Below are 25,307 nucleotides of genomic sequence, written 5' to 3'. Positions count from 1 at the left end.
GTACCGGCGGAAGGTCTTCAACGGAGAAACCGCCAATGCGCACAATAGCGATGACCTTCGGTGTATTGTTTGCGTTCGATGTTTCGGCTCATGACGCCCATTCCGGATGGCGCTACGATGCCTTCTGCTGCAACGGCAATGAACATTCCGGGGATTGCCAGCAGATTCCGGCGAGCAGCGTCCGCATCATCCAAGGCGGATACCAGCTGACGCTGGCGCCCGGTGACCACAGGCTGGTTACCAGAAGCCACACGTTCAAGTTTGCGCAAGACAGCGCGCGGCGGTCGAAGGACAGCGAGTATCATCTCTGTCTGTTCCCCGACGAAAATACGCCACGCTGCCTCTATGCGCCGGATATGTCGTTCTGAGCCGGAGATCGACGGCTGTGTCGATATTTGTCAACGCTGCCATGCCTCCATGATCCACGCTTTGAAATCGCGGATTTTGGGGATGTTCCGCCGGTTCTCGGGGTAGGCAAGCCAGTAGTCGCAGTCCTCGCTGCACACCAGCGGGAACGGTTGGACGAGCTGGCCTGACGCGAGTTCGGGGCCGTAGAAGGCAGGCGTCAGAATGGCCACGCCCTTTCCGGCGATCGCGACCTGCGCTTCGATGGATTGCGCTCCGAGTTTGCTGCGTGGCCTGCTGTCGAGGTCCGGGTCTGTCACTCCGGCGGCGGTCAGCCATATTCTCCACCAGGGATCGCCCGGATCGATCAGCCTCAGCTTCAAAAGGTCGGCCGGCGAGGAGAGGCCGCCTATGCTTTGCACCAATTGCGGGCTCAGCATGGGCGTGAAGTCTATCTTCATCAGGCGCTGCCGTTCGAGGCCGGGCCAAGGAGCCTTTCCCGCCCGGATTGCCACGTCGGCTTCCGTTTTCTGGAAATCGATCATGTCCTGCGATGTCTCCAGCCTGACCGCGATCTTCGGGTGCCTCAGCTGAAAGTCACCGATATGGTGCGCAAGCCACTGATGCGCGAATGTCGCGGTGGAGTGGATCGTCAGCGTTGTCTGTGTCTTTTCACCCAGGTTCGCCAACGCTTCCTGCATGATGGAAAAGGCTTCGCCCAGCTTCGGCGCCAGCCGCTCGCCCGCCTCCGTCAGCCTCACCTGTCGCGGGCGGCGGAGGAACAGCGGCTCGCCGAGCAGATCTTCCAGCAGCTTGATTTGATAGCTGACCGCCGTCTGGGTCATTCCGAGTTCTTCGCCGGCCCTGGTGAAGCTCAGGTGCCGGGCGGCTGCCTCAAAGACCTTCAGCGCGTTCAGAGGCAGGTTGCGGGAGAGTTTCATGGATGAGTTCTCTTGATCCATCAATACGGATATTCGGTTGGTCTACAATCATTATCCGCACTATTTCCTCTCTCATAGATCAACTGAACAGCATCTTTGTCAACGAGGAACGGCCATGAGCTTCATTGCGCCGAGGCGAATTCTGCGTCTTCTCAAACGGCTTCTTGCTCCTTCGCTGACCCGGCGCAGGAGCGGGCTTCTGTCCGAAGAGATGCTGCGCGACATCGGAGAACGCGAGGCACGTGCGGACCGCCGGGAGGCGCTCTCAAACCGTGACGTCTGGAGACTGGTTGACGGTCCGCCGCGCTTCCTCTGAGGCCTGTATCGCGGTTTCGATCCAGTGATGGAAGGCGCGGATCTTGTGCTGGTTGCGCTTGGCCTTGGGGTAGACGAGGCGGATTGGGTCTCGGGCCTGCAGCGCAAGGTCGAAGGGTTGGATCAGTCGTCCTGATGCCAGCTCGTCGGGAAAGAAGAAGGGACTGACGATCGCAACGCCTTGGCCGGCCAGGGCTGCACTGGCCTCGAGGTCCTGGGATTCGAAAATGTTCTGGCGGGTGGCCGGAAGCTTAGGATCGCTCAGCCCGGCGGCCTGAAACCATTGCAGCCACCAGGAATCGTTCGGGCTGATCAGCGGCAGTTTCAAAAGGTCGGCAGGCGTTTCGATCCCACCGATAGTTGCAGCCAGCTTTGGCGACAGCAGTGGGGAGTAGAAGGGGCGGAGAAGGTCGACGTAGACAAGGTCGTCCCGCTGCTCCCCGCCCCAGAAGATCGACACATCCGCCGTCGTGTTACGGAAGTCCGTGAATTTGGCAATGCGCAGCAACCGCACGGCCACCTCCGGGTGAGCCAGCTGGAAATTGCCCAGATTGCGGGCCAGCCACTGCGAGGCGAAGGTCGGGATCGTGTGAATTTCGAGCGTTTCGCCCCCCGCCTTCTGGGCGCTGGACACTGCCTCGGCCAAAAGGTTGAAGGCGTCGGACACCTTGGGAAGCAGGCGCTCGCCAGCCGGTGTCAGTTGCAGTGCTCGCGGTTTGCGGATGAAGACCGGTTCGCCGAGATGTTCCTCCAAAAGCTTGATCTGGTAACTGACGGCCGTCTGCGTCATGCCGAGTTCCTCGCCAGCGCGGGTGAAGTTTTCGAGACGGGCGACCGTCTCGAAAACGCGCAGCGCATTCAGGGGGAACTGGCGGGCCAATTTCATCTATAAGCTCTCTTGATCGTCGATCACCGTAATTGAATTGGATTTACGCTGCAATCGGCGCGATCAAGGAAGAATGACAATCAGTTTTATTCATCGAGGTGGAGCAGCCGTGCTGTCCGCAAACGCCCTTTCCATGCCTTTGACCCGGCGGCTCTTCGGTCTGTTGAAGGCGCTATTCGTACGATCCGCCGCCCCGTCGAAGGTTACGGCTGACGAGGCTCTCGATGCGCCTCATGATGATATCGGTCTTCCAAACCCCGAGCCGCTCGGGCGCGTCGAGCAATTCTGGGAGCAGCGTCGGCGCGGGCATATGCGCGACCTGCCGTTCTGATGTCACGTCCTGCCGTCAAGCAGGACGCGGCACAGTTCCGCCGCCACCATGGCGGCTATGACGGGCGGTCGCTTGTCGCGAACGGTATCGCCGCCGATCGGCAGCGTCAGCCTGGCGAAGTCATTCGTTTCGCCGCCCTCGCGCTCCAGCCAGTGGCGGAAGGTGGCGCGCTTGGTGGCCGAGCCGATCATGCCGACATAGGCGAGGTCTCTCCGGGCGAGCGCCTGGCGAGCGATCAGGAAATCGAGGGCGTGGTCGTGGGTGAGGATCAGCACCGCTCCGCCCGGTCGGATCGCTGCTATCTCCGCTTCCGGCATGGCGACACGTTTCGCTATGATGTTTCGGGGCAGGGCGGTTTCATCGATTGACCGTGTCTCGATCACCGAAACGTTGAAGGGCAGGGAAGACAGTGCCGATGCCAGCGCCAGGCCGACGTGGCCGGCACCAAAGATCATCACGTCCGGGTCGGCGGCTCGCCGCTCATCCTCTCGGCGTAGCAGGTTTTCGCGCACCGCTTCATCCACGACGATGAATCCGATCCGCGTGCGCCCGCCACAGCACTGGCCGATTTCGGGGCCAAGGGGCACGTCCAGCTCGGCGTCGACATTGTCCCCCGCCAGCAGCCGGCGGGCATGGTCTATCGTCATGAATTCGAGATAGCCGCCGCCGATCGTGCCGGATGTCCCTTCCGTTGCCACAAGCATGAAGGCACCTGCCTCGCGCGGGGTCGAACCCTTGGCTTCAAGAACCTCGACGAGAATCAGGCGCGGATGAGCGGCTAGGAATTCGGAATAGTCTGAGAACGGCATGACAGGCATACTAACATCGAGACGGCGGAACTGGACAGCGTCGCTAGCAGTTTCTTGCGATAGTTTTTGAGGGCATCCGGGCGTCAACGTTCGACATGTGGTTTCATCGTCCCACTGCTGAGGAGCGCATATGACCAGGACCAACGGCACGATCATCTGGCTCAGCGTCGCGACGTTCGCGGTGGCCATTTTCTTTATCAACCCGCTTGCGGATGTTGCTGCCCGATTCAGCCGTGAAGTGATGATCGGCAGTGGCGCGCTTTACGGCACGCTGCGGATCGCGAACTCGCTGATGAGCGTTGCCCGCGATGCCGATATCACCGGTGGCGTCGGCGTGGCGTCGGTTACGGCCAGTCCGGGGCAGTTGCTGCAGCCGGTGATCAATACGATCGAGCGCATGGTCGATCTGTTGTTCTACCTGGCGATCGTGTCCGGCATCCTGTCGCTGGTGCTCGTGCCGGTCGCAAAGGTCGCGGCGGCGGGCCTCGCCGTCTTCGCGTTGGTCTGCGCTGCTCTGACCTCATCGGCACGCCGCGTGCCGCCCTTGCTCGACCGCCTCGCCCGATCCTTCGCGGTCCTGGGACTTCTCGGTGCGGTGCTGCTTCCCGCGTCATATGCAATCGCCTTCTATGCCGGCGACGCCATCACGGACGAAGCCTGGACCAATGCGACGCAGGTTTTCGAACGGGTGAACATGGATGGCGAGGTAGCGGCGGTGGAGCAGCAGGTCGATGCACTGGCCAAGGATCCGCCGGCGGACGCTGATCCCCTGGCGGAACGCGGTGTGTTCGACAGGCTCGGTTCCGCCTTTTCCGGCACGTTGCAGGCGGCGTCCGACATGTCGGAGTCGGTGGCGACCAATGCACAGGTTATCAATGACGGGGTGGCATTGGCGTCCGACCTTTTCAACGCATCGATCGGCATCGCCGTTGCCTATCTGGTCAAGCTGTTGATCCTGCCGATCCTGATCTTGTCCGCCTTCCTCTATCTGCTGCGGACAGCTCTTCGATAAGGGGTGTCTGTCGAGGCTTTACAGTGTCTTCAACCGCTCCACTGCCATCAGCACACGCTCGGGCGTCGCCGGGGCGTCCAGCTTCGGGCACACCTTGTAATCGGCTACCGAGGCCACGGCCATCGAGAGCGCCTCCAGCACGGAGATCGCCAGCATGAAGGGCGGTTCGCCGACGGCCTTGGAGCGGCCGATCGTCGGTTCGGCGTTCGCCGACCATTCGGCGAGCCTTGTGTTGAAGATTTTCGGACGGTCGGAGGCGAGCGGGATCTTGTAGGTCGACGGTGCGTGCGTGCGCAGCCGGCCCTTGTCGTCCCACCAGAGTTCCTCGGTCGTCAGCCAGCCCATGCCCTGCACGAAGGCGCCCTCGATCTGGCCGATGTCGATCGCCGGATTGAGCGACTTGCCGACGTCGTGGAGGATGTCGGTGCGGTCCATCAGGTACTCGCCGGTCAGCGTGTCGATCGATACTTCCGAGCAAGCCGCGCCATACGCGAAATAGTAGAACGGCGTGCCGCGTCCGGCGGCACGGTCCCAGTGGATTTTCGGCGTCTTGTAGAAGCCGGCGGCGGAGAGCTGCACGCGGGCGAAATAGGCCTGCTTGACGAAATCGGGGAAGGGGATTTCCTGGTCGCCGACCCGCACTCTGTTGGGCAGGAACACGACCTCGTCGACCGGCACGCCGAACTTTTCGACCGCGAAGGCGACGAGCCGATCCTTGATCTGGCGGGCGGCATCGTAGGCGGCCATACCGTTGAGGTCGGAGCCGGAGGAGGCAGCCGTGGCCGAAGTGTTCGGCACCTTGGCTGTGGTGGTCGCCGTGATCTTGACGCGCTCGATATCCACCTGGAAGGCATCGGCCAGCACCTGGGCCACCTTGGTGTAGAGCCCCTGGCCCATTTCCGTGCCGCCGTGGTTCAGGTGGATCGAGCCGTCCTGATAGACATGGACGAGCGCGCCGGCCTGGTTGAAGGCGGTCATGGTGAAGGAGATGCCGAACTTGACCGGGGTCAGCGCGATGCCCTTCTTGATCACCGGGCTCGTCTTGTTGAACTCGATGATCGCCTTGCGCCGCGCCTGGTAGTCGCAGGAGGTTTCCAGTTCCTCGACGACGCGGGCGACGATGTTGTCCTCGATCTCCTGATGATAGGGCGTGACGTTGCGGCCCGAGCCGACATCGCCGTAGAAGTTCAGCTTGCGGACCTCGAGCGGGTCCTTGCCGACCGCATAGGCGATTTCCTCGATGATGCGCTCGCCGCCCAGCATGCCCTGCGGTCCGCCGAAGCCGCGATAGGCGGTGTTTGAGACGGTGTGGGTCTTCAGCGGCTCCGATGCCAGCCGGACATGCGGATAAAAGTAGCTCGAATCGGCGTGGAAGAGTGCGCGATCGGTGACCGGTCCAGAGAGGTCGGCGGAGTAGCCGCAACGGGCGGCGAATATTGCGTCGACGGCATGCAACCGGCCCTCGTCATCGAAGGCGACGTCATAGTCGACGATGAAGTCGTGACGCTTGCCAGTGACCACCATGTCTTCGTCGCGGTCGGGGCGGAATTTTACCGCGCGGTTCAGCTTTTTGGCGCCGATGGCAGCCAGTGCGGCGAACAGGTTGCCCTGCGTTTCCTTGCCGCCGAAGCCGCCGCCCATGCGTCGCACGTTGACGGTAACCGCGTTCGAGGGGATGGCCAACACGTGGCCGACAATGTGCTGCACCTCGGATGGATGCTGGGTCGAGGACCAGACGGTCACCTCGTCGTCCTCGCCGGGGATCGCCATGGCGATATGGCTTTCGAGGTAGAAGTGTTCCTGCCCGCCGATTTCCATCCGGCCTTTCAGTCGGCGCGGCGCCTTGTCCAGTTCGTTTTCCGGCTCGCCTCGCTTCAGCACCATGCCGGGCGTCACCAGCGGAGCGGCATTGTCCCGGGCGGTATCGACCGTCAGCCAGTGGGGGAGATCGCGGTATTCGATCTTCGCCAGTCGTGCGGCGCGTCGGGCGGCATCGCGTGTTTCGGCGATGACGGCGAAGATCACCTGGCCGTGGAATTCGACCTTGGTCTCTGCGAACAGCGGTTCGTCGTGGTGCGAGCCGGAGGCGATGTCGTTGTCGCCCGGCACGTCCTTGGCCGTCAGCACGCAGACGACGCCGGGATAGGCTTTCACCTCTGACAGGTCGACGGAAACGATCTCCGCATGCGCCCTATCGGCCATGCCGAGCGCGCCGTGCAGGAGGCCAGCGGGTTCGGGAATATCGTCGATATATTCGGCACTTCCGCTGACATGCTTGTGCGCTGAATCATGCTTGAGCGGCGCATGCATCGGGCCGTTGATGTATTTGTAGAGCTCGTGATCGGCTTTCTTCAGCATGGAATCAAACCTCCTCCACCGCGAAACGCTTCAGTTCCTGCGGCGTGCCCGAGGTTTCCAGGAAGAAGCGGGTCAGCAGGTTCTTTGCCGTCAACTGGCGATACTCGGCGGTGGCGCGCCAGTCGGTCAGCGGCTTGTAATCCTCGTCGAAGGCGGTACGGGCGTCGGCCACCGTCGCCTCGGTCCAGGGCTTGCCGAACAAGGCTGCCTCGACCGCACGGGCGCGTTTCGGTGTCGCTGCCATGCCGCCGAAGGCGATGCGGATGGTGTCGACCTTGCCGTCGGCATTAAGGCCGAGCAGGAAGGCACCGCAGAGCGCCGAGATGTCCTCTTCCCGCCGCTTCGATATCTTGTAGACGGCGTACTGAAGATCTGCCGCGGGGCGGGGCACGAAGATGCTCTCGACGAACTCGCCGGGCTTTCTGTCCTGCTTGCCGTAGGCGATGAAATAATCCTCTAGCGGCAGCTCTCGGGTGCCGCTGGCCGAGCGGAGCGTGAGTTTGGCGCCGAGCGCGATCAAGGCGGGCGGAGTGTCGCCGATCGGGGAGCCGTTGGCGATGTTGCCGCCGATCGTGCCCATGTTCCGCACCTGCTGACCGCCGATACGATCGATCAGCGCGCCGAAGGCCGGGATTTCGTCGGAGAGGGTATCGAAGGCGCGCGCATAGGTAACGCCGGCACCGATGGTGACGCCGGCGTCCGAAACATCGATCGATTGCAGTTCGCTCAGATGGTTGATGAAGATCACCGGGTCGAGGTCGCGCATCTGCTTGGTCACCCAGAGGCCGACATCGGTGGCGCCGGCGACGATGGTGGCCTTCGGTTCCTCCGCCAGAAGGTCGGCGAGCGCCGCGACGGACGGCGGCACGATCAGGCGGCGCCCTTCTGTCGACAACACGATCGTATCGCCGGTCTGCAGCGCGAAGAGGCGGGCGCAGATGTCCTGCCGCTCGCGCTCCAGCGGGTCGAACAGGGCGGAAGGTCTGCTACGGCTCGCAAGTTCCGCGGCCTTGACGATCGGCTCGTAGCCCGTGCAACGACAGAGATTGCCCTGAAGGGCGCGTTCGATGGCGGGCCGGCTTGGGTTGTCGTTGGTCATCCAGAGACCGTAGAGCGACATGACGATGCCGGGCGTGCAGAAGCCGCATTGAGAGCCATGACAGTCGACCATGGCCTGCTGCACCGGATGCAGCGTGCCGTCGGCCGCTGCGAGATGTTCGACGGTGACGACATGCGTCCCGTGCAGCGAACCGACGAAGCGAATGCAGGCATTGACCGTTTCGTAAACCAGTTCACCGGCGACCAACCGCCCGACCAGAACCGTGCAGGCGCCGCAGTCGCCCTCGGCGCAGCCTTCCTTGGTGCCGGTCAGCCGCCGTTTCAGCCTCAGGAAATCGAGAAGCGTTTCCGTCGGCTGCACGTCGCGGAGCGACACGTCCTCGCCGTTCAGGATGAAACGGATGCTGTCGGTCATCAAAAGCCTTCTTCAGTCTTCCCCGTCTCGGGGCGGTTTGAGCAAAACAGGTTACTGCGCGGTCCAGCCGCCATCAATCGAGATATGGGTGCCGGTGATCTGGCGGGCGGCGTCGCTGGCGAGGAAGAGGGCGGTGGCCGCCACCTCCTCGATCGCGACGAATTCCTTGGTGGCCTGCAGACGCAGCATCACATCAGTCTTGACCTCGGCCTCAGAGATGCCGCGCGCCTTGGCGGTATCCGGAATCTGCTTTTCCACCAGCGGCGTCAGCACGTAGCCGGGGCAGATCGCGTTCACCGTCACGCCGAATTCGGCAAGTTCGAGCGCCGCGCTCTTGGTGAGGCCGAGAATGCCGTGCTTGGCGGCGACATAGGCCGCCTTGAAGGGCGAGGCGACGAGGGCGTGGGCGGAGGCGACGTTGATGATGCGGCCGGCCTTCTTCGCCTTCATCGCCGGGATCGCAGCCTTCATCGTATGGAAGGAACTCGTCAGGTTTATGGCGATGATCCGGTCCCACTTGTCTGTCGGGAAATCCTCGACAGGGGATACGTGCTGGATGCCGGCATTGTTGACGAGCACGTCGACCATGCCGAATTCGCCTGCCGCCATCGCCATCATCTCGGCGATCTCGTCGGGCTTGGTCATGTCCGCGCCGTGATAGAGAGCCTTGCCGCCTGCCTGTTCCAGTTCCTTGCGGATCGCCTCGATCTCGTCTGCGTCGCCGAAACCGTTGATGACGAGGTTGGCGCCATCCCTGGCGAAAGCGCGGGCGATCCCGAGCCCGATCCCGCTGGTGGAGCCTGTAACGACGACGGTTCTCTTCATGCTCTCTCTCCCGAACCAAAACCGGCGTTCTGTTGCGCCGCAAAAGCAAGGTTAGTCGCAAAGCGCTCCGGCTGGCAATCGGCTAATTCGAGAGCGGAGCGTTGCCTTTTGGGCAATGGCCGGCATCGTGTATCGACGTTTATTGGTACGCCTGACGAGACGGACTGTTTCCGTGCGGTGACTTGGAGGCGGGCGCCAATCGGCCTATGTGTCGGTGACACGAAACAGCGGACAAGGAAACAGTCACGATGGAACTCGGTCTCTACACATTCGCTGACGTCGATCCGGCCGCCGCCCGCAAGGGCGCGGAGGCCAAGCGCCGCATGGACGAGTTGATGGCCGAGATCGAGCTCGCCGACCAGGTGGGTCTCGACGTCTTCGGCCTCGGCGAACATCATCGGCCGGACTACATGGCTTCCTCTCCCTCGACGATCCTCGCTGCCGCGGCCGTCAAGACGAAGAACATCCGCCTGACGAGCGCTGTGACCGTTCTCTCCTCCGAGGACCCGGTCCGTGTGTTCCAGCAATACGCCACCATCGACCTGCTTTCCGGCGGAAGGGCCGAGATCATGGCCGGTCGCGGTTCCTTCATCGAGAGCTTCCCGCTGTTCGGCTATGATCTCGATGACTACGACAAGCTGTTCGACGAGAAGCTGCAGCTGCTGATGACGATTCGCGACAACGAGGTCGTCACCTGGAAAGGCGAGACGCGGGCGCCGATCGACGGCAGGCCGGTCTATCCGCGGCCCATGCAGGATCCTCTGCCGCTCTGGGTCGCCGTTGGCGGTACGCCGAACTCCGTAGCGCGCGCCGCTTATTTCGGTCTGCCACTGGCGCTTGCCATCATCGGCGGCGAGCCGCGCCGGTTCGCGCCGCTGTTCCAGCTCTATCGCGAGACGGCCAAGAAGGTCGGCCGCGATCCGGCGCAGCTCAAGACCTCGATCAACGTGCACGGCTTCGTCGCCGATACGACCGAGCAGGCGGCGGACATTTTCTACGGTCCGCAGAAGGCGGTCATGGACCGGATCGGTCGCGAGCGCGGCTGGGGTCCGGGAACGCGCGCCCAGTATGACGCGATGCGCGGACCGACCGGGGCGCTGTTCGTCGGCGACCCGGAAACGCTTGCCGAAAAGATCGTCGCGCATCACGCGATCTTCAAGAACGACCGCTTCCTGATCCAGATGGCGATCGGCTTGATGCCGCATAAGGAACTGATGCGCGCCATCGAACTGTTCGGCACGAAAGTGGCGCCGCTGGTCAGAAAGGCGTTGACGTCGGCGGGCGACGGGGTCAAAGCGGGCGCAACCGACGAAAAGAAGGCTGTTTAGGCCTGAAACGTGCATTGGATGCCGGATGATCGTAAGCACTGACGAGGAACTGCTTCGGCTGAAGGAGATCGGCCGGCTCTGCGGGATTGCCATCAAGACGATGAGCGAAGCGCTGGAGCCGGGTATCACGACGCGGGAACTGGACCTGATCGGGCGCAAGGTGCTCGAGGACAGTGACGCGCGTTCGGCGCCGGAGCTCTGCTACCAGTTTCCGGGCGCCACCTGCATCAGCGTCAACGAGGAGGTCGCGCACGGTATTCCGGGCGACCGGATCATCAAGGCGGGCGATCTCGTCAATATAGACGTGTCGGCCGAGAAGAACGGCTATTTCGCCGATGCGGGCGCGAGCTTCATCGTGCCGCCCGGCACGGCCAAGCTCGACCGTCTTGTTCGCGACGGCAAGCGGGCGCTGTGGGTCGGCCTCAACCAGGTGAAGACGGGCGCGAAGATGGCGAGCATCGGCAATGCGATCGGCACGTTCGCGAAGAAGAACCGCTACACGCTGATCCAGAACCTTGCGAGCCACGGCGTCGGCCATTCCCTGCACGAGGAGCCGAAGGAACTTTCGACCTGGCCGGACCCGGACGAGACCCGGATCATGGAGGAGGGTCTGGTGTTCACCATCGAACCCTTCCTCTCGCTCGGCGGCGTCTGGGCCGAGGATGGCGACGATCCGTGGACGCTCTACGCCGAGCCGAAGGCACCGACGGTGCAGTTCGAGCACACCGTTGTCGTGACGAAGAACGGGCCTGTTATCGTCACGCTGGTCGACTGAGCGTCGGCTCGTCGCCGCTTTATTTCGTGAAGCTGACCGCCACGCCCTTCTTGCGGAAATAGGACTGCATCATCTTGCGTCCCTGGCGGTTGTTCTGCGCCAGTTTGCCGGGCTCGAACACCGCTTCCTTCACACCCTCCTTCGCCATGGCGGCTTTCAGCGCGGCGATATGGCTGTCGATGTCCTCGTTGTCGTTGTTGATCGAGGCGTAGATGTTGTCGATGGCCTGCTGCAGGCTGAGGTCGCTCATGGGGGCACTCCGTGATTGTTTGTCCTGAACTAGCGATTTTTGACGGCAGGGCAAGCCGGCAGGTGAGTGCCGCGGTCGCCGCAAGCGATTTCGTTGAGCGCGATTCCAATGCTTTTTGGATGTTGGGCGTTGTCGAATGCACGATTCGCGGCGCAAAAGCCCCATCCCAGCGATCCGCGACTGGTGCTTCGCTGCCGCGAAAGCCGCAAGACGCCACACGGTCGCTTTCCATTCCTCTGTGAATACCAGCATTACAATACCGTCACGTTACCCGTGCTCCATTGCTGGCGACACGGTTCTGCCCTAGTTTCGAGCCAACGACTGTTCCTCACGTCACAGCCTCCGACAGGAAAGCAAGCCATACCGTGTTCCATTCCTTCTTTCCGCGCCCCAAACTGTTCTTCACATCCGCAGTAATATGGACCGCCGTCTGTATCTTCGTGTGGTATACCATCGGCCCGCAGATGGGAGCCGCACTCGGCATGCCGCCTCTGGCCGAAGGGGAGCAGGCGCCGCTCGGACTGGCCTTTTTCGTCAGCCCCGATAATATCTGGTTCTATCTCTACTTCACGATCTTCGTGCTGATCTTCGGCGGGGCCTGGAAACTCATCGATCGCGACCATCCCTGGTCGAACTGGTCGATCTGGGGCTCGGCCTTCATCATCTTCATCGCCTATTTCGTGGTACAGATTTCGGTGGCGATCAACAACTGGCGCGGTCCCTTCTTCGACCTGTTCCAGGCTGCGCTTGAAAAGCAGCCAGGCATCACCGCCGGGCAGTTCTACGAGTTGCAGCTGCGGTTTCTTGAAATCGGCATGGTCAGCGTGGCGATGAATGTCGTGATTGCCTTCTTCACCAGCCACTACGTATTTCGCTGGCGTACGGCGATGAACGACTTCTACCTGTCGAAGTGGGACAAGCTCCGCCACATCGAAGGCGCCTCGCAGCGTGTTCAGGAAGATACGATGCGGTTCGCCTCGATCGTCGAAGGACTGGGCGTCGTCCTGATCAACTCGGTGATGACGCTGGTGGTCTTCCTGCCGCTGCTGTTCCAGATGTCGTCCAACGTCAGCGAACTGCCGATCCTCGGAGCGATCCCGCATTCGCTGTTCTGGCTGGCCCTGCTGTGGTCGCTGTTCGGAACCGTTCTGCTTGCCGTCGTCGGTATCAGGCTACCGGGCCTGCAGTTCCGCAACCAGCGCGTCGAGGCGGCTTTCCGTAAGGAACTCGTCTATGGCGAGGATAATCCCGACCGTGCGCGGCCGCCGACCATGGTGGAGCTGTTCGCCAATGTCCGGAAAAACTATTTCCGCATGTACTGGCACTACACCTACTTCAACGTCGCCCGCTACACCTATGGCCAGCTCGATGCCCTCATCCTGACCTTCATGCTGATCCCGACGATCGTGGCGGGCCGGATCACGATGGGTGTCTGGCAGCAGATTGCGACCGCCTTCGGTCAGGTGAGCGACAGCCTCCAGTATCTCGTCAGTTCCTGGTCCACGATCATCGAGCTTCTTTCGATCCACAAGCGTCTGAAGGCCTTCGAGGCGGCGATCGATGACGAGCCGCTGCCGGAGATCGACCAGCGCTATCTGCAGCGTGAGGCGCAGTTCGGGGAAATCGCGGCCGACAAGCCGTACTGAACGGACAGGAAGAAACGAAACCCGGCCGCGCCTTTCGAGGCGCGGCTTTGTTTTAGCGCTGTTATTGGCTCGGGCCGAACGTTGTCTCGTCGTCCCGTTTCGCCTGCCTCGCCTCCGAGGCCTTCACCACCTCCGCATAAGTCACACAGGCGACGTCCTCCCGCTGACAAACCTCTCCGAGCAGGCGATCAATCGCGCGCCAGTAGGCGCCGTCGTTCATCTGCGGGAAATGCAGTCCGATCTGCAGCGGATTGCGATCGCCGTCGTATTCGCGGTCGAAGGCAGAGCGGAAGGCCTTGTAGGCGCGATCCTCGAATTCGGCCGAGCGGGACGGATTGTTGACCGCCATCGAATGGCGGACGAAGAGGTTGTAATCCATGGCGACGATCTTGCGGGCGCTCGGTCCTTCCGGGATGAGCGGCAGGCCGAAGAGATAAACGCCGCCATCCTCGTCCGGCCATTCCGGTCCGCGTGCAACCGGGCTCGCATCATAGCGGTAGCCGTGCTTGCGTTCGGCCTCGATCAGCGCCGGACCGGTGGAGAGGTAGGGCGCGCGAAAGCCGGTGATCTCGTTCGTGACGAAATCCTGCCAATCCGCAGGCTCGCGGTCGCCGATCCCGGCGTCTTTCCAGGCGTTCTTCAACACGCGGTCGAAGCTCGCCATTTCCGTCAGCCAGTCCTCTCTCGTCCAGTCAGCGCCGTCGAAATGGCCACAGCCGTGGCTGGCGATTTCGTGGCCTTCGGCGCGGGCGTTCCAAATGTGGTCGAGCCGGACGCGGACATCCGCCGTCGTCGGGGCAAAGCCGACATTGGAGCGGCCGGCCTTCCTGCCGGGCGCCTTGTAGCTGTCTGCCCGGGGTCGATCGATGAGATTGGTGCAGGAGAGGAAATAGGTGAAGCGGGCGCCGGTGCGCTTTGCCATCTCGCGGCTTTTCATCCACATCCGGTTCTCGCCCGCGCCATCGAAGGAGACGACCAGCATTTGCGGCGCCTTCGGTCCGGCATGGGCCGGCAGGGTGGCGATCATCGCCAGCAGACAGGCGGCGCTAAGGCTTTGACGCAAGACGGGGACCTCCGGCCGATACGGGGACCATTCAACGGGCTGGCCGGGGTGACACCCAAATACGGCGAAGCTTTGAACGCACTGGTAATTTTGGCGCGATGGCTCTATTCCAGACGGGACATTTCAGCATCCGGCGGGGACATCCATGGCCATTCTCATTCTCGGCATCATTCTGTTCATCGGTACGCATTCGATCCGCGTCGTCGCGCCCGGTCTGCGCACGAGCATGATCGAGAAGCTCGGCCCGCAGGGCTGGCGCGGGGTCTATTCGCTGTTGTCGATCCTCTCGATCGTGGTTCTGGTGTGGGGTTATGCAACCGCGCCGGTGATCAATGTCTGGTTTCCGCCGACCTGGACGGCTCATCTAGCCGTGACGCTGATGCTGCTGGCCATGATCTGTCTTGCCGCCAGTTCGCTGCCGGCCGGACACATCGCGACGAAGACCAAGCACCCGATGGTTCTGTCGGTGAAGATCTGGGCGCTTGCTCACCTGCTCGCCAACGGCGATCTGGCCTCGATCCTGCTGTTCGGTACCTTTCTGGCCTGGGGCGTGGTTGTCCGCATCTCGCTTAAGCGCCGGGAACGCGCCGGTGAACCGGTGCTGCGGTCTTTCGTCTCCGCCCGCAACGACCTGCTTGCCGTTGTCATCGGTGTTGCGGTCTGGCTCGCCTTCCTCTTGAAGCTGCACGAGTGGCTGATCGGCGTGGCCCCCATCCCGGCCATGAGCCTTTGACAGGGATTTGAGGCCAGACCCCTTACAACGGCGGGCAAATGCGGCTAGAAGGCCGTCGAACAGCATTTTCTGATGGCCCCAGGGGCCGGGGAACGACATGGCGAACGAAAACGACAGCTTTATCCGCGAGGTCAACGAGGAACTGCGCTCCGACCAGTTCAAGGGCATATGGCGGAGCTTCGGCCCCTATATCATCGCGCTCGCGGTTCTTATCGTTCTCGGCACCGCCGGCTATCGCGCCTACGAATACTGGCACGACAACCGGGCGTCCGCTTCGGGTGACAAGTTTCTTGCCGCCCTGACGCTTGCCCGCGAAGGCAAGAACGAGGAGGCGCTTGCTGCGCTTTCCGAGCTTGAGAAGGACGGCTATGGTTCTTATCCCGTGCTGGCGCGCATGCGCGCTGCGACCGTTCAGGCCGCCAATGGCGATACGGCTGCTGCCGCCGCGACCTTCTCCGCGCTCGGCAAGGACACGTCCGTACCCGAGGTGATCCGCGACGCGGCGCGCGTGCGGGCCGCCTGGCTGCTGATCGATACGGCGGACTACAATGCAGTCTCGGCCGAGGTCGAGGTTCTGGCCACGCCCGGCAACGCATTGCGCCATTCGGCACGCGAGGCGCTGGGTCTTTCCGCTTACAAGGGCGGCGACATGGGCCGTGCCCGCGAGTGGTTCGAGCAGATCGTCGAGGATACCGACGCGCCGCGCAATGTCGCCAACCGGGCACAGATCATGCTCGACAACATCACGGCGGCCGGCGGCAATTCGTAACCGCGCCGGAGCCTTCAGGAAGACGGGTTCATGAGCTTCACCATCGCCATCGTCGGCCGCCCCAATGTGGGCAAGTCCACGCTCTTCAACCGTCTGGTCGGAAAGAAGCTGGCGCTCGTCGACGACACGCCGGGCGTGACCCGCGACCGTCGCCCGGGTGAGGCCAAGCTCATCGACCTGCGCTTCCGCATCGTCGACACGCCCGGCCTCGAGAAGGCCGCGCCCGACACGCTGCAGGGCCGCATGCGCGCCCAGACCGAACTCGCTATCGATGAGGCCGACCTGACGCTGTTCGTCATCGATGCGAAGGCGGGGCTGACGCCCGTCGACCGGGAAATGGGCGAAATGATCCGCCGCAAGGGAAAGCCGGTCGTTCTCGTCGCCAACAAGTCGGAGGCGCGCGGGTCCGACAGCGGTTTCTATGACGCCTTCACGCTTGGGCTCGGCGATCCGTGTCCGATCTCGGCCGAACATGGTGAAGGCATGCTCGATCTGCGCGACGCGATCGTCGAGGCAATCGGCGAGGACAGGGCCTTTCCGCCGAAAGACCGGGATGAAGACGAGGCCGTCACTGACGTCGTCCTGCCCCAGACCGGGGAGGACGACGAGAACGAGGAGTCGGTCTACGACGAAACCAAGCCGCTGCGTGTGGCAATCGTCGGCCGTCCGAACGCCGGCAAGTCGACGCTCATCAACCGCTTTCTTGGCGAGGACCGGCTGTTGACCGGCCCGGAAGCCGGCATCACCCGCGACTCGATCTCGGTCGAATGGGACTGGCGCGGCCGCACCATCAAGATGTTCGACACCGCGGGCATGCGCCGTAAGGCCAAGGTCACTGAAAAGCTCGAAAAGCTTTCGGTCGCCGATGCGCTGCGCGCCATCCGTTTCGCCGAGACCGTTGTGATCGTGTTCGATGCGACGATCCCCTTCGAGAAGCAGGACCTGCAGATCGTCGATCTGGTGCTGCGCGAGGGCAGGGCAGCCGTGCTCGCGTTCAACAAGTGGGACCTTGTCGAGGATCCGCAGGCGGTGCTCGCCGATCTGCGCGAAAAGACCGAGCGGCTTCTGCCGCAGGCGCGCGGCATCCGCGCGGTCCCGATCTCCGGCCAGACCGGCTACGGTCTGGACAAGCTCATGCAGTCGATCGTCGACACAGACCGGGTCTGGAACAAGCGTATCTCCACCGCGCGGCTCAATCGCTGGCTGGAGCAGACGCAGGTCCAGCATCCGCCACCGGCGGTTTCCGGTCGTCGTCTGAAACTGAAATACATGACGCAGGTAAAGGCTCGTCCGCCGGCCTTCATGATTTCCTGCACCCGTCCCGAGGCGCTGCCGGAGAGCTATGTTCGTTACCTCACGAATGGCCTTCGCGGCGATTTCGAGATGCCGGGCGTGCCGATCCGCATCCACTTCAAGTCCGGTGACAACCCCTTCGCAAATCGGGCGAAGAGGCGCTGATAACCTTCTGTTGGTGAATCACTTTCGGCGCCGTGCCACCGCGCGGGCCGACATCACGTTGTCAAGAAACTGCCGGGTCGCCGCGCGCCAGGAAAAGGTCTGGGCCAGCGATCTGGCAGCGGAGCGCGAGCAGTCCAGCGCCGCGATGCAGGCTTCCCTCAGATCGTTCCGCAACACGCCGGCCCTGCTCTCCGCCGGGATGATGTCGACCGGTCCGGTCACAGGGTAGGCTGCGACCGGAACGCCGGAGGCGAGCGCTTCCAGGATGGTGTTGCCGAAGGTGTCCGTCTTGGACGGGAAGACGAAGACGTCGGCCTGGGCATAGGCTGCGGCGAGGTCCTCGCCGAACTTCACGCCGGTGAACAGCACGTCGGGATACTTTGCAGTGAGCTCGGCCAGCGCCGGCCCGTCACCGACCACCACCTTCGACCCCTCCAAATCGAGGTCGAGGAAGGCGGGCAGGTTCTTCTCCAGGGCGACCCGGCCGACTGTCATGAAGATCGGACGCTTGAGGCCGAAGGGTTCCGGTTCCGCCGGGCGCGGACGGAAGAGGGCGGTGTCGATGCCGCGGCTCCAGAGGCGCAGATTGTGCATCCCGCGCTCGGCGAGCTCGCGTCTGAGGCTTTCGGTCGCCACCATGCAGGCGCCGCCGCGATTGTGGAACCAGCGAACATAGGCGTAGAGCCAGCGGATCGGGATCGGCACGCGGGCGGCGACATATTCCGGAAAGCGCGTGTGATAGCTGGTCGAGAACGGCATGTTGTGGCGGATGCACCAACGTCGCGCCCAAAGACCGAGCGGTCCTTCCGTGGCGATGTGGATGTAGTCCGGCCGCCGTTCTTCGATCGCGCGGGCCACCTGACGGTAGCGGGCCAGTGAGAGCCGGATCTCGCGATAGGTCGGCATCGGTACGCTGCGATAATGCTCCGGCGTGATCATCGAGACGGTGACGCCCATGGCAGCGAGTTCGCGGTTGGTGGTCTCGATCGAGCGGACCACGCCATTGACCTGCGGATGCCAGGCGTCGGTGACGATGGTCAGGCGAGTGCCTTCGTTGGGGGCTTCTGCCGCGGAACTTTCATCCCCCGTTGCAACTTCCTCGGCGATCTTTCGTCTGCTTTCCGTCACTCGGGGCCACCAGCGTCATTGGCGGCTTTATGTGATGGAAATATTACAAGTTGATGTCAGTGGCGGTTGATCGCGAGCATGCGGAACAATCTTGGTGCTTCCGGATTTGCAATTCCGACTCCGGAACGCTTCGCCTATAGTCCGGAGGCTGCAGCCGCCACCCCGATTCCGCCCTTCAGGACCCGCCGATGACCAAAGCTCCGAAAGCCGCGCCTTCCTCTGTCAATCCGGACTGGTGGCGGGGGGCGGTGATCTACCAGGTCTATCCGCGCTCTTTTCAGGACACGGACGGCGACGGGATCGGCGACCTCAAGGGCGTGACGCGGCATCTGCGCTACATCGCTTCGCTCGGCGTCGACGCGATCTGGCTGTCGCCGTTCTTCACCTCTCCGATGGCCGACATGGGTTATGACGTGTCGGACTATTGCGACGTGGACCCGATGTTCGGCACGCTGGCCGATTTCGACGAGATGATGACGGAGGCCCATCTTCTTGGCCTGAAGGTCATCATCGACCAGGTGATCTCGCACAGTTCCGACCAGCACCCCTGGTTCGTTGAAAGCCGGTCGAGCCGCGACAATCCCAAGGCCGACTGGTATGTCTGGGCGAACGCCAAGCCCGACGGGACGGCGCCGACCAACTGGCTGTCGGTCTTCGGCGGTCCGGCCTGGGAGTGGGACGGGGTGCGCAAGCAGTATTACATGCACAACTTCCTGAGTTCGCAGCCCGATCTCAACTTTCACAACAGGGAAGTCCAGGACGCGCTGCTCGATACGCTACGCTTCTGGCTCGACCGGGGCGTCGACGGCTTCCGCCTCGACACCGTGAACTATTATTTTCACGACAAGCAACTCAGGGACAACCCACCGCACATGCCCGACAGCGAGGATGCCGGCCTCGATGCGCCCGATGTGAATCCCTACGGCATGCAGAACCACCTGCACGACAAGACGCAGCCGGAGAACGTCGCCTTCCTGACACGGCTGCGCGCCGTGCTCGACGAATATCCTGACAGGACCACGGTCGGCGAGGTCGGCGACGGCGCGCGCTCGCTGAAGACAGTGGCTGATTATACGAGCGGCGGCGACAAGCTGCACATGTGCTACACCTTCGATCTGCTCGGTCCGCAGTTCACGCCGCAGCATATCAGGGGCTGCGTCACCGCCTTCGAGATGGCTGTCGCCGATGGCTGGGTGTGCTGGGCGTTTTCCAACCACGACGTCAACCGCCATGTCAGTCGCTTCATCCATGGCGAGCACGAGCGCGAGACCGTCGCGAAGCTTGCCATCAGCGTGCTCGCGACACTTAGAGGTTCGATCTGCCTTTACCAGGGCGAGGAACTGGGATTGCCGGAGGCGGAGCTTTCCTTCGCCGACTTGCGCGATCCCTACGGCATCCGCTTCTGGCCCGCCTTCAAGGGCCGTGACGGGTGCCGCACGCCGATGCCTTGGGAGTTCGGCCGCGATCATGCGGGTTTCTCAACGGCCAAACCGTGGTTGCCGGTGCCTGCCGAGCACCGGGCGCTCGCCGTCGACGGGCAGGATGGGCACGCCCATTCGGTGCTCACCCACTATCGCCACACGCTTGCCTTCCGCAAGGCGCATCCGGCCTTGCGCGCCGGTGCTATGACCTTCCTTCCGACCAACGGAAACATTCTCGCCTTTACCCGTGAGGTGGAGGATGAGAAATTGCTTTTCGTCTTCAATCTCAGTCGCGAGGAGCAGGAACTGACGCTACCCGACGATTGTAACGTTTGGAGTGCCATCGAAATGCCCGGCCTCACCGGCACGCATTCCGGCCGGACGGTGACTGTCCCGGCGCTCGACGGGTTCTGCGGCCGGCTCTGACCCTTATGTCTCGGCGTAGCGTTCCGGCTGGGCGCGAAGGCGGTCGATGTCTTTCAGCGGCGGTGCGCCGAACTGGCGACGGTATTCGCGACTGAACTGCGAGGGGCTGTCATAGCCGACCCGACGGCCGGCGGTCGCCGCATCCATCGCCTGCAACAGGATCAGGCGGCGCGCCTCCTGGAGCCTGAGCTGCTTCTGGTATTGCAGCGGGCTCATGTTGGTTACCTGACGGAAGTGCTCGTGCAGCGACGAGGTGCTCATGCGGGCCTCGGTCGCCAACTGTTCGATGCTGAAAGAGCGGGTGTAATTGTCCTTGATCCAGTTGATCGCACGGTTGACGTTCTGCAGCCGGTTGTTCGGCGTCAGCAATTGGCGCAGCACGCCGGCCTGCTCGCCGCGGAGCAGACGATAGAGGATTTCGCGTTCGATGACGGGTGCCAGGATCGCGATGTCATCAGGCGTGTCCAGAAGCCGGACCAGCCTCGCCGCGGCGTCGAGCAGGGCATCGGGTGTCTCACCGAGTCCCACCGCGCGACAGGCGTTCGCCTGGTCGTCAAACCAGTTCATCGCCAGCACGAGTTCGCCAAGCAGTGAAAGATCAAGGTCGAGCTTCACGCAGAGATAGGGCTCGTCCTCCGTCGCCTCGATCACCTGGCCGACCAGCGGCACGTCGACAGAGACGATCAGGTGCCGACCCGGGCCATAGTCGATTACCTTCTCCTCGCAGAGTACAAGTTTCTTGCGTCCCTGGGCGATAATGCAGATGGAGGCGGAATGCACGCCGTGCGTGGGCTCGGTCGGTTTTGACATCCGGACCAGGGAGAGGCGCGGAATTTGCGTTGCATGAACGCCGTCTTCCGCGGCGTGTTGTGCAATCTTTTCGGCAATTTCGCGATATCTGCTCATCGTCTTTCCATGATTATCTGCCTGAATGACCTGTAGATAGGCAGTCCTGCCAAAAATACGATACCCCGGAGTTTTGGACAATCGTGCAATCATTCCGGGCGACTGTTCTATCACTCGCCGAGACGAAGCACCCATATGGGTCTCACCCGCCGATCAGGGGCGGGCGGAGAGATGGAGAATAGTCATGGCAGCATTTCAATGCATGTTGGAAAGTCCGTTTCGCTGGGCGTTCAATCTCGGGTCCGAACTCGTACATCGGGTTGAGGACACGGTCAGCCGCCGCCGCGAGGCATCCTTGCGCAGGTACGAGCCGAATGGCTAGGCGTGCGGCCAACCTCGCCGCACTCGTTGCCACGATTGCGGCGTTTATGTTTGTGTTTGCGATAATTCTGGCCAGCGGTTGATCTGCCGGCTTGATGTTCCAGATACTGATTTGCAAGCGAGGGAGGGATTTATGACCTCAGCCATTGCCACAACGATGTCGCACGTCGGCCTCTGGGCCAGCGAGGACGGGTATATCCGTCAACAGCTTTTTCCCAACGGACGCTATGTGGAGGCGCGGGGCGCACGCGAAGGCGTCTATCGCGGCCGCTACCGGATTGCGGGTGACCATATCGACTATATCGACGACAGCGGTGTTACGGTCTCCGGCGATCTTCGCGGCGGAGCCATACATCATGCCGGTTCGGTGCTTTATCCCGACTGATGCGGGACACGACATCCGGCGAGGGGATCAGAGCCCCTCGTCGGGAATGTTCAGGATATGGCCGCACGCCTTGCAGTGGACGGCATCGGCATCATGCCTCTGGAGGCCGCATTCCGGGCAGGGGAAGGTCACCTTGTAGGGCCTGACGATTGCCTGCGCGAGCCGCACGAACAGCGATATGCCGATGATCATTGTGATGATCGATGTCAGCTTGCCGAATGTGCCCGGCAGCGTGATGTCTCCGAAGCCGGTCGTCGTGACCGTCGCGACGGTGAAATAGAAGGCATCGATGAAACCGGTGCCGGCATCTTCCCGGTAGAAAAAGAAGGTGTAGACGAAGCCCGTCACCAGGAACAGGAAGACGAAGAGGTTGATGAAGGCGGTAACGACGTCGGAATGCTCCTTCAGTCCGAGCCGTCGCAGCATGACATCGAAAATCGGACGCTGTGCCACAGCCCAGATGCGGGCGACCCGCAGGAAGGCGAAGTTGAAGAGCCATTGCGGGAAGAGCAGCGTGCAGAGCACGAAGATATCCACCCAGGTCATCGGTTTCATCAGCATGCGTCGCTTGGACGGCGCCGCCGACCATTGCGCGAAGAGTTCCAGCGCCACCCAGACGGCGATTGCATAGTCGAGGATGAGATAGCTCGGCCTGTCACGCAGATAAGGACCGGCAAGAAAGAAGCCGATGATCGCAAGGTCGACCGCCATCAACGCGAACTGGAACCGGATCGCCGCGGTGTCGCGGCCATAGTAGAGGCGGATGAGGCGCTGCCGAAGGGTCTTGGATGGACGGCTTTCAGTCTGGGTCGCCATGAGGCCTCGTCAGTAATGGTAGCGGCTGCGACCAAGCCGCGTCTCAAACCTATCCGAGCCGATCCAGCGATGGAGGCCGTGAGGGAGCTTGCAGTGCCGGCCGGTTACGTTCGGAATTTTCGGCTCGGAGCTACAGGTCATTCCGCCGCAATGGATGCAGGCTTTGTCTGGTCCCCGCGACCCGACAGCAGTCCAGCGATGGAGATATCTTCATCGAGATCTTCCCAATGAATACCCGTTGAACTTAGTTCGTATTTCAGCAGAGCCGCAGGCCGGGCAGCAAGGAGTCTCGGAAACCATGCAAGCGGCACCCCCAGTATGCGCCCGTCCGAAAGCGAAACCCACATGGTCGCATCTTCGAACCGAACATCAGTTGCCGAAATGCTCATGCCACGCCCTTTCAATCTCGGAGCGGTTCTCGTTCACGATGCGCACAATATCAGAGAGCTCGCGACTGTTGAACCCGTTGCTTTCGGCCAGCGCGATCTGGGGCTCCAACCAGATTTTGGCGTCATCGCCCGCACGGAAGACATGTATGTGAACAGGTTCGCGCGGGGAACCTTCATTCGAATAGAAAAGAAAACGATATCCGTGCTTGCGAAAAACGACCGGCATTGATCTTGCTCCAGTTGCGTGGCTGGGCTCGATTCTAAGTTTTGCCAGGATGCGTTCAGTGCGATCGCATTCGGTTCGGTATTATATTTCCTTATGAGATGGCATTCGGCGGGATGCAGGAAAAGGAACGGCCTTCGTTAGAACAACCTTCGTGGAAAAGTCACATGGTTGACTCCGAAGATCGGTTCACACTGAACTCAGGGCCGGCCTCCATCCTCACCCCATCAGCCTGAACTGATCCACATCCACCATGCCTTTATCCGAAATCTTCAAATGCGGGATCACCGGCAATGGCAGGAAGGCGACCTGGAGGAAGGGTTCTTCCAGAGTCGTTCCAAGAGCATAGGCCGCTTTTCTCAAGTGATGCAGCGTGTCGCGCACGCTCTCGTAGGGCTCGAGGCTCATCAGGCCGGCGACGGGGAGCGGGATTTCGCCGGTGACCTTGCCGTCCTCGACCACGACGAAGCCACCCTTGATCTCGCCCAGCCGGTTGGCCGCGAGTGTCATGTCTTCCTCGGAGACGCCGACGACGCAGATGTTGTGGCTGTCATGGCCGACGGTCGAGGCGATCGCACCCTTCTTCAGGCCGAAACCCTGGACGAAGCCGTTGGCATGGTTGCCGTTCTTGCCGTGCCGCTCGATGACGGCGACCTTGATCACGTCGTTTGCGAGATCGACGGAGGTCTGGTTGCCGGAGGTCGGCAGGCGGTAGCGGCGGTGTTCGGTGATGATCTTGCCGGGCATCACGCCGATCACGGGCGTTTCGCCTTCTGCAACCGGCACGCCGAAATCTGCGGCCTTCACCTCGCGCGCCTTGACGCTGTCGAGGCCGACGGGGGCCACCTCCTTGCGGGTGGCAAAGAGTTCGTCGGTCACGCGCCGGCCTGCGGCAAAGACAATCTCGGCCTTGCAGTTTTCCAGGCTGTCGACGACGACGAGATCGGCCCGCCAGCCGGGAGCAACGAGGCCTCGGTCCCTCAGCCCGAAGGCGCGGGCGGCGGAAATCGAGGCGGCGCGGTAGACGGCGAGCGGTTCGACGCCGTTTCTGATCGCTTCGCGGATCATGTAGTCGAGATGGCCCTGTTCGGCGATGTCGAGCGGGTTGCGGTCGTCGGTGCAGAGCGCCAGGAAAGGCGACAGCCGCTCGGTCAGGATCGGCATCAGCGCGTGCAGGTCCTTCGACACCGAGCCTTCGCGCACCAGGATATGCATGCCCTTGCGGATCTTCTCCATCGCCTCTGCGGCGGTGGTGCATTCATGGTCGGTGCGGATGCGGGCGGAGAGATAGCCGTTCAGATCGCGACCTGAGAGCAGCGGCGAATGGCCATCGATATGGCCGTCCTGAAAGGCTTCGAGCTTGGCCATGCAGATCGGATCCTTGTGGATCACGCCGGGGAAATTCATGAATTCGGCAAGGCCGATCACCTTGGGATGGTTGCGGAAGGGCAACAAACGCTCGATCGGCAGATCGGCGCCGGAGGTTTCCAGATGCGTCGCCGGCACGCAGGAGGAGAGCTGGACGCGGATGTCCATGATCGTCTGCTCGGCGGAGTCGAGGAAGAACTGGATGCCCTCGGTGCCGAGCACGTTGGCGATCTCATGCGGATCGCAGATCACCGTCGTCACCCCATAGGGCAGGACGCAGCGGTCGAATTCATGCGGCGTGACCAGCGAGCTCTCGATATGCAGGTGCGTGTCGATGAAGCCCGGCACCACGATCTTGCCGGTAATGTCGATCACCTCGCTGCCCTCGTAGTCCTCGACCGCACCGATGATGGTGTCGCCGCAGAGGGCGATGTCCGACGCGACCAGTTCGCCGGTGACCAGATCGAAGAACCGCCCACCCTTCAACACGATGTCCGCCGGCTCGCGGCCGGTGCCCTGGTCGATGCGGCGTGCGAGGTCTGTCATGAGGTTACTCCGATTCCGTCTGCGGGATCAGTCTAGCGGCAAGGCCCGCACAGCGAAACT

At 62.3% G+C, this 25,307-nt stretch carries 25 protein-coding genes; 11 read left to right on the top strand and 14 right to left on the bottom strand.

Going from position 1 to position 25,307, the window contains the following annotated elements:
- Positions 1-35 precede the first annotated feature (35 nt).
- Complete coding sequence (locus tag J5J10_RS03280; protein WP_211928824.1) at positions 36-368, top strand: hypothetical protein; 333 nt, start codon at positions 36-38, stop codon at positions 366-368.
- 30 nt (positions 369-398) lie between these two features.
- On the opposite strand, the gene J5J10_RS03275 is transcribed toward J5J10_RS03280, so the two are convergent.
- Positions 399-1,286: a LysR substrate-binding domain-containing protein gene (locus J5J10_RS03275; RefSeq protein ID WP_249116662.1), complete on the bottom strand. Its 888-nt coding sequence runs from the start codon at positions 1,284-1,286 to the stop codon at positions 399-401.
- A 265-nt stretch (positions 1,287-1,551) separates the two neighbouring features.
- On the bottom strand, positions 1,552-2,487 hold the full coding sequence (locus J5J10_RS03270; RefSeq protein WP_211928822.1) for a LysR substrate-binding domain-containing protein: 936 nt from the start codon (positions 2,485-2,487) through the stop codon (positions 1,552-1,554).
- Between the two features lie 73 nt (positions 2,488-2,560).
- Here J5J10_RS03270 and J5J10_RS03265 point away from each other — a divergent pair, with 73 nt between their 5' ends.
- Positions 2,561-2,818, top strand: a complete 258-nt coding sequence (locus J5J10_RS03265; protein ID WP_211928821.1) for a hypothetical protein — start codon at positions 2,561-2,563, stop codon at positions 2,816-2,818.
- 2 nt (positions 2,819-2,820) lie between these two features.
- On the opposite strand, the gene xdhC is transcribed toward J5J10_RS03265, so the two are convergent.
- Entirely contained in the window at positions 2,821-3,627 is an 807-nt protein-coding gene (gene xdhC, locus J5J10_RS03260; RefSeq protein WP_211928820.1) for a xanthine dehydrogenase accessory protein XdhC, read from the bottom strand.
- Between the two features lie 130 nt (positions 3,628-3,757).
- Between xdhC and J5J10_RS03255 the strand changes: the two genes are divergently transcribed.
- A complete protein-coding gene (locus J5J10_RS03255; protein WP_211928819.1) occupies positions 3,758-4,639 on the top strand; it encodes a hypothetical protein in 882 nt (293 codons plus the stop codon).
- Between the two features lie 18 nt (positions 4,640-4,657).
- Here J5J10_RS03255 and xdhB read toward each other — a convergent pair whose 3' ends face one another.
- From xdhB to J5J10_RS03240, 3 genes are read right to left on the bottom strand one after another with little or no spacing between them, the layout of a single operon-like run.
- Positions 4,658-6,997 (bottom strand): xanthine dehydrogenase molybdopterin binding subunit, encoded by a 2,340-nt coding sequence (xdhB, locus tag J5J10_RS03250; RefSeq protein WP_211928818.1) that lies wholly within the window; start codon positions 6,995-6,997, stop codon positions 4,658-4,660.
- A gap of 4 nt (positions 6,998-7,001) precedes the next feature.
- On the bottom strand, positions 7,002-8,471 hold the full coding sequence (gene xdhA / locus J5J10_RS03245) for a xanthine dehydrogenase small subunit (protein ID WP_211928817.1): 1,470 nt from the start codon (positions 8,469-8,471) through the stop codon (positions 7,002-7,004).
- Positions 8,472-8,522: 51 nt separating this feature from the next.
- On the bottom strand, positions 8,523-9,296 hold the full coding sequence (locus J5J10_RS03240) for a 3-hydroxybutyrate dehydrogenase (protein WP_211928816.1): 774 nt from the start codon (positions 9,294-9,296) through the stop codon (positions 8,523-8,525).
- A 248-nt stretch (positions 9,297-9,544) separates the two neighbouring features.
- On the opposite strand from J5J10_RS03240, the gene J5J10_RS03235 reads away from it, so the two are divergent.
- Together J5J10_RS03235 and map are read left to right on the top strand one after the other, a co-directional pair.
- Positions 9,545-10,624, top strand: coding sequence for an LLM class flavin-dependent oxidoreductase (locus tag J5J10_RS03235; protein ID WP_211928815.1), 1,080 nt, complete (start codon positions 9,545-9,547; stop codon positions 10,622-10,624).
- 25 nt (positions 10,625-10,649) lie between these two features.
- Complete coding sequence (map, locus tag J5J10_RS03230) at positions 10,650-11,399, top strand: type I methionyl aminopeptidase (protein ID WP_211928814.1); 750 nt, start codon at positions 10,650-10,652, stop codon at positions 11,397-11,399.
- Between the two features lie 19 nt (positions 11,400-11,418).
- Here map and J5J10_RS03225 read toward each other — a convergent pair whose 3' ends face one another.
- A complete protein-coding gene (locus J5J10_RS03225; protein WP_211928813.1) occupies positions 11,419-11,649 on the bottom strand; it encodes a hypothetical protein in 231 nt (76 codons plus the stop codon).
- Between the two features lie 365 nt (positions 11,650-12,014).
- Between J5J10_RS03225 and sbmA the strand changes: the two genes are divergently transcribed.
- Complete coding sequence (gene sbmA / locus J5J10_RS03220; RefSeq protein WP_211928812.1) at positions 12,015-13,295, top strand: peptide antibiotic transporter SbmA; 1,281 nt, start codon at positions 12,015-12,017, stop codon at positions 13,293-13,295.
- Between the two features lie 61 nt (positions 13,296-13,356).
- Here the strand turns inward: sbmA and J5J10_RS03215 are convergent, their stop codons facing one another.
- On the bottom strand, positions 13,357-14,358 hold the full coding sequence (locus tag J5J10_RS03215; protein ID WP_249116661.1) for a polysaccharide deacetylase family protein: 1,002 nt from the start codon (positions 14,356-14,358) through the stop codon (positions 13,357-13,359).
- A gap of 145 nt (positions 14,359-14,503) precedes the next feature.
- On the opposite strand from J5J10_RS03215, the gene J5J10_RS03210 reads away from it, so the two are divergent.
- From J5J10_RS03210 to der, 3 genes are all read left to right on the top strand, one after another.
- Entirely contained in the window at positions 14,504-15,091 is a 588-nt protein-coding gene (locus tag J5J10_RS03210; protein ID WP_211928811.1) for an NnrU family protein, read from the top strand.
- 97 nt (positions 15,092-15,188) lie between these two features.
- Positions 15,189-15,860, top strand: coding sequence for a tetratricopeptide repeat protein (locus tag J5J10_RS03205; protein ID WP_211928810.1), 672 nt, complete (start codon positions 15,189-15,191; stop codon positions 15,858-15,860).
- Positions 15,861-15,890: 30 nt separating this feature from the next.
- Positions 15,891-17,318, top strand: coding sequence for a ribosome biogenesis GTPase Der (gene der, locus J5J10_RS03200; RefSeq protein ID WP_208551955.1), 1,428 nt, complete (start codon positions 15,891-15,893; stop codon positions 17,316-17,318).
- Between the two features lie 18 nt (positions 17,319-17,336).
- Here the strand turns inward: der and J5J10_RS03195 are convergent, their stop codons facing one another.
- Positions 17,337-18,446: a glycosyltransferase family 1 protein gene (locus tag J5J10_RS03195; RefSeq protein ID WP_349252033.1), complete on the bottom strand. Its 1,110-nt coding sequence runs from the start codon at positions 18,444-18,446 to the stop codon at positions 17,337-17,339.
- Positions 18,447-18,634: 188 nt separating this feature from the next.
- Between J5J10_RS03195 and J5J10_RS03190 the strand changes: the two genes are divergently transcribed.
- Positions 18,635-20,293, top strand: coding sequence for an alpha-amylase family glycosyl hydrolase (locus J5J10_RS03190; RefSeq protein WP_211928809.1), 1,659 nt, complete (start codon positions 18,635-18,637; stop codon positions 20,291-20,293).
- A 3-nt stretch (positions 20,294-20,296) separates the two neighbouring features.
- Here J5J10_RS03190 and J5J10_RS03185 read toward each other — a convergent pair whose 3' ends face one another.
- Complete coding sequence (locus J5J10_RS03185; RefSeq protein WP_211928808.1) at positions 20,297-21,199, bottom strand: AraC family transcriptional regulator; 903 nt, start codon at positions 21,197-21,199, stop codon at positions 20,297-20,299.
- A gap of 454 nt (positions 21,200-21,653) precedes the next feature.
- Here J5J10_RS03185 and J5J10_RS03180 point away from each other — a divergent pair, with 454 nt between their 5' ends.
- Entirely contained in the window at positions 21,654-21,905 is a 252-nt protein-coding gene (locus tag J5J10_RS03180; protein WP_208551952.1) for an Atu4866 domain-containing protein, read from the top strand.
- Positions 21,906-21,932: 27 nt separating this feature from the next.
- On the opposite strand, the gene J5J10_RS03175 is transcribed toward J5J10_RS03180, so the two are convergent.
- From J5J10_RS03175 to ade, 4 genes are all read right to left on the bottom strand, one after another.
- Entirely contained in the window at positions 21,933-22,721 is a 789-nt protein-coding gene (locus J5J10_RS03175; protein WP_211928807.1) for a potassium channel family protein, read from the bottom strand.
- Between the two features lie 137 nt (positions 22,722-22,858).
- Positions 22,859-23,110, bottom strand: a complete 252-nt coding sequence (locus tag J5J10_RS03170) for a DUF2442 domain-containing protein (protein WP_211928806.1) — start codon at positions 23,108-23,110, stop codon at positions 22,859-22,861.
- Complete coding sequence (locus tag J5J10_RS03165) at positions 23,091-23,336, bottom strand: DUF4160 domain-containing protein (RefSeq protein ID WP_211928805.1); 246 nt, start codon at positions 23,334-23,336, stop codon at positions 23,091-23,093. Before J5J10_RS03165 ends, J5J10_RS03170 begins: the two co-directional genes overlap by 20 nt.
- A gap of 216 nt (positions 23,337-23,552) precedes the next feature.
- Positions 23,553-25,247, bottom strand: a complete 1,695-nt coding sequence (gene ade / locus J5J10_RS03160; RefSeq protein ID WP_211928804.1) for an adenine deaminase — start codon at positions 25,245-25,247, stop codon at positions 23,553-23,555.
- Positions 25,248-25,307 lie beyond the last annotated feature (60 nt).

The sequence above is a fragment of the Ciceribacter sp. L1K23 genome (genome assembly GCF_018122705.1).
Taxonomy (GTDB): Bacteria; Pseudomonadota; Alphaproteobacteria; order Rhizobiales; family Rhizobiaceae; genus Allorhizobium.
This window is presented reverse-complemented; position numbering and strand designations above follow the sequence as displayed.

Excerpts from the sequence above, each read along its gene's own strand:
- J5J10_RS03185 (WP_211928808.1), bottom strand. The coding sequence starts at position 21,199 with ATGAGCAGATATCGCGAAATTGCCGAAAAGATTGCACAACACGCCGCG.
- J5J10_RS03240 (WP_211928816.1), bottom strand. The coding sequence starts at position 9,296 with ATGAAGAGAACCGTCGTCGTTACAGGCTCCACCAGCGGGATCGGGCTC.
- J5J10_RS03275 (WP_249116662.1), bottom strand. The coding sequence starts at position 1,286 with ATGAAACTCTCCCGCAACCTGCCTCTGAACGCGCTGAAGGTCTTTGAG.
- J5J10_RS03235 (WP_211928815.1), top strand. The coding sequence starts at position 9,545 with ATGGAACTCGGTCTCTACACATTCGCTGACGTCGATCCGGCCGCCGCC.
- J5J10_RS03210 (WP_211928811.1), top strand. The coding sequence starts at position 14,504 with ATGGCCATTCTCATTCTCGGCATCATTCTGTTCATCGGTACGCATTCG.
- J5J10_RS03255 (WP_211928819.1), top strand. The coding sequence starts at position 3,758 with ATGACCAGGACCAACGGCACGATCATCTGGCTCAGCGTCGCGACGTTC.
- J5J10_RS03170 (WP_211928806.1), bottom strand. The coding sequence starts at position 23,110 with ATGAGCATTTCGGCAACTGATGTTCGGTTCGAAGATGCGACCATGTGG.
- xdhC (WP_211928820.1), bottom strand. The coding sequence starts at position 3,627 with ATGCCGTTCTCAGACTATTCCGAATTCCTAGCCGCTCATCCGCGCCTG.
- map (WP_211928814.1), top strand. The coding sequence starts at position 10,650 with ATGATCGTAAGCACTGACGAGGAACTGCTTCGGCTGAAGGAGATCGGC.
- J5J10_RS03270 (WP_211928822.1), bottom strand. The coding sequence starts at position 2,487 with ATGAAATTGGCCCGCCAGTTCCCCCTGAATGCGCTGCGCGTTTTCGAG.
- J5J10_RS03180 (WP_208551952.1), top strand. The coding sequence starts at position 21,654 with ATGACCTCAGCCATTGCCACAACGATGTCGCACGTCGGCCTCTGGGCC.
- xdhA (WP_211928817.1), bottom strand. The coding sequence starts at position 8,471 with ATGACCGACAGCATCCGTTTCATCCTGAACGGCGAGGACGTGTCGCTC.
- J5J10_RS03205 (WP_211928810.1), top strand. The coding sequence starts at position 15,189 with ATGGCGAACGAAAACGACAGCTTTATCCGCGAGGTCAACGAGGAACTG.
- J5J10_RS03280 (WP_211928824.1), top strand. The coding sequence starts at position 36 with ATGCGCACAATAGCGATGACCTTCGGTGTATTGTTTGCGTTCGATGTT.
- J5J10_RS03265 (WP_211928821.1), top strand. The coding sequence starts at position 2,561 with ATGACAATCAGTTTTATTCATCGAGGTGGAGCAGCCGTGCTGTCCGCA.
- J5J10_RS03165 (WP_211928805.1), bottom strand. The coding sequence starts at position 23,336 with ATGCCGGTCGTTTTTCGCAAGCACGGATATCGTTTTCTTTTCTATTCG.
- J5J10_RS03190 (WP_211928809.1), top strand. The coding sequence starts at position 18,635 with ATGACCAAAGCTCCGAAAGCCGCGCCTTCCTCTGTCAATCCGGACTGG.
- J5J10_RS03225 (WP_211928813.1), bottom strand. The coding sequence starts at position 11,649 with ATGAGCGACCTCAGCCTGCAGCAGGCCATCGACAACATCTACGCCTCG.
- ade (WP_211928804.1), bottom strand. The coding sequence starts at position 25,247 with ATGACAGACCTCGCACGCCGCATCGACCAGGGCACCGGCCGCGAGCCG.
- J5J10_RS03175 (WP_211928807.1), bottom strand. The coding sequence starts at position 22,721 with ATGGCGACCCAGACTGAAAGCCGTCCATCCAAGACCCTTCGGCAGCGC.
- der (WP_208551955.1), top strand. The coding sequence starts at position 15,891 with ATGAGCTTCACCATCGCCATCGTCGGCCGCCCCAATGTGGGCAAGTCC.
- xdhB (WP_211928818.1), bottom strand. The coding sequence starts at position 6,997 with ATGCTGAAGAAAGCCGATCACGAGCTCTACAAATACATCAACGGCCCG.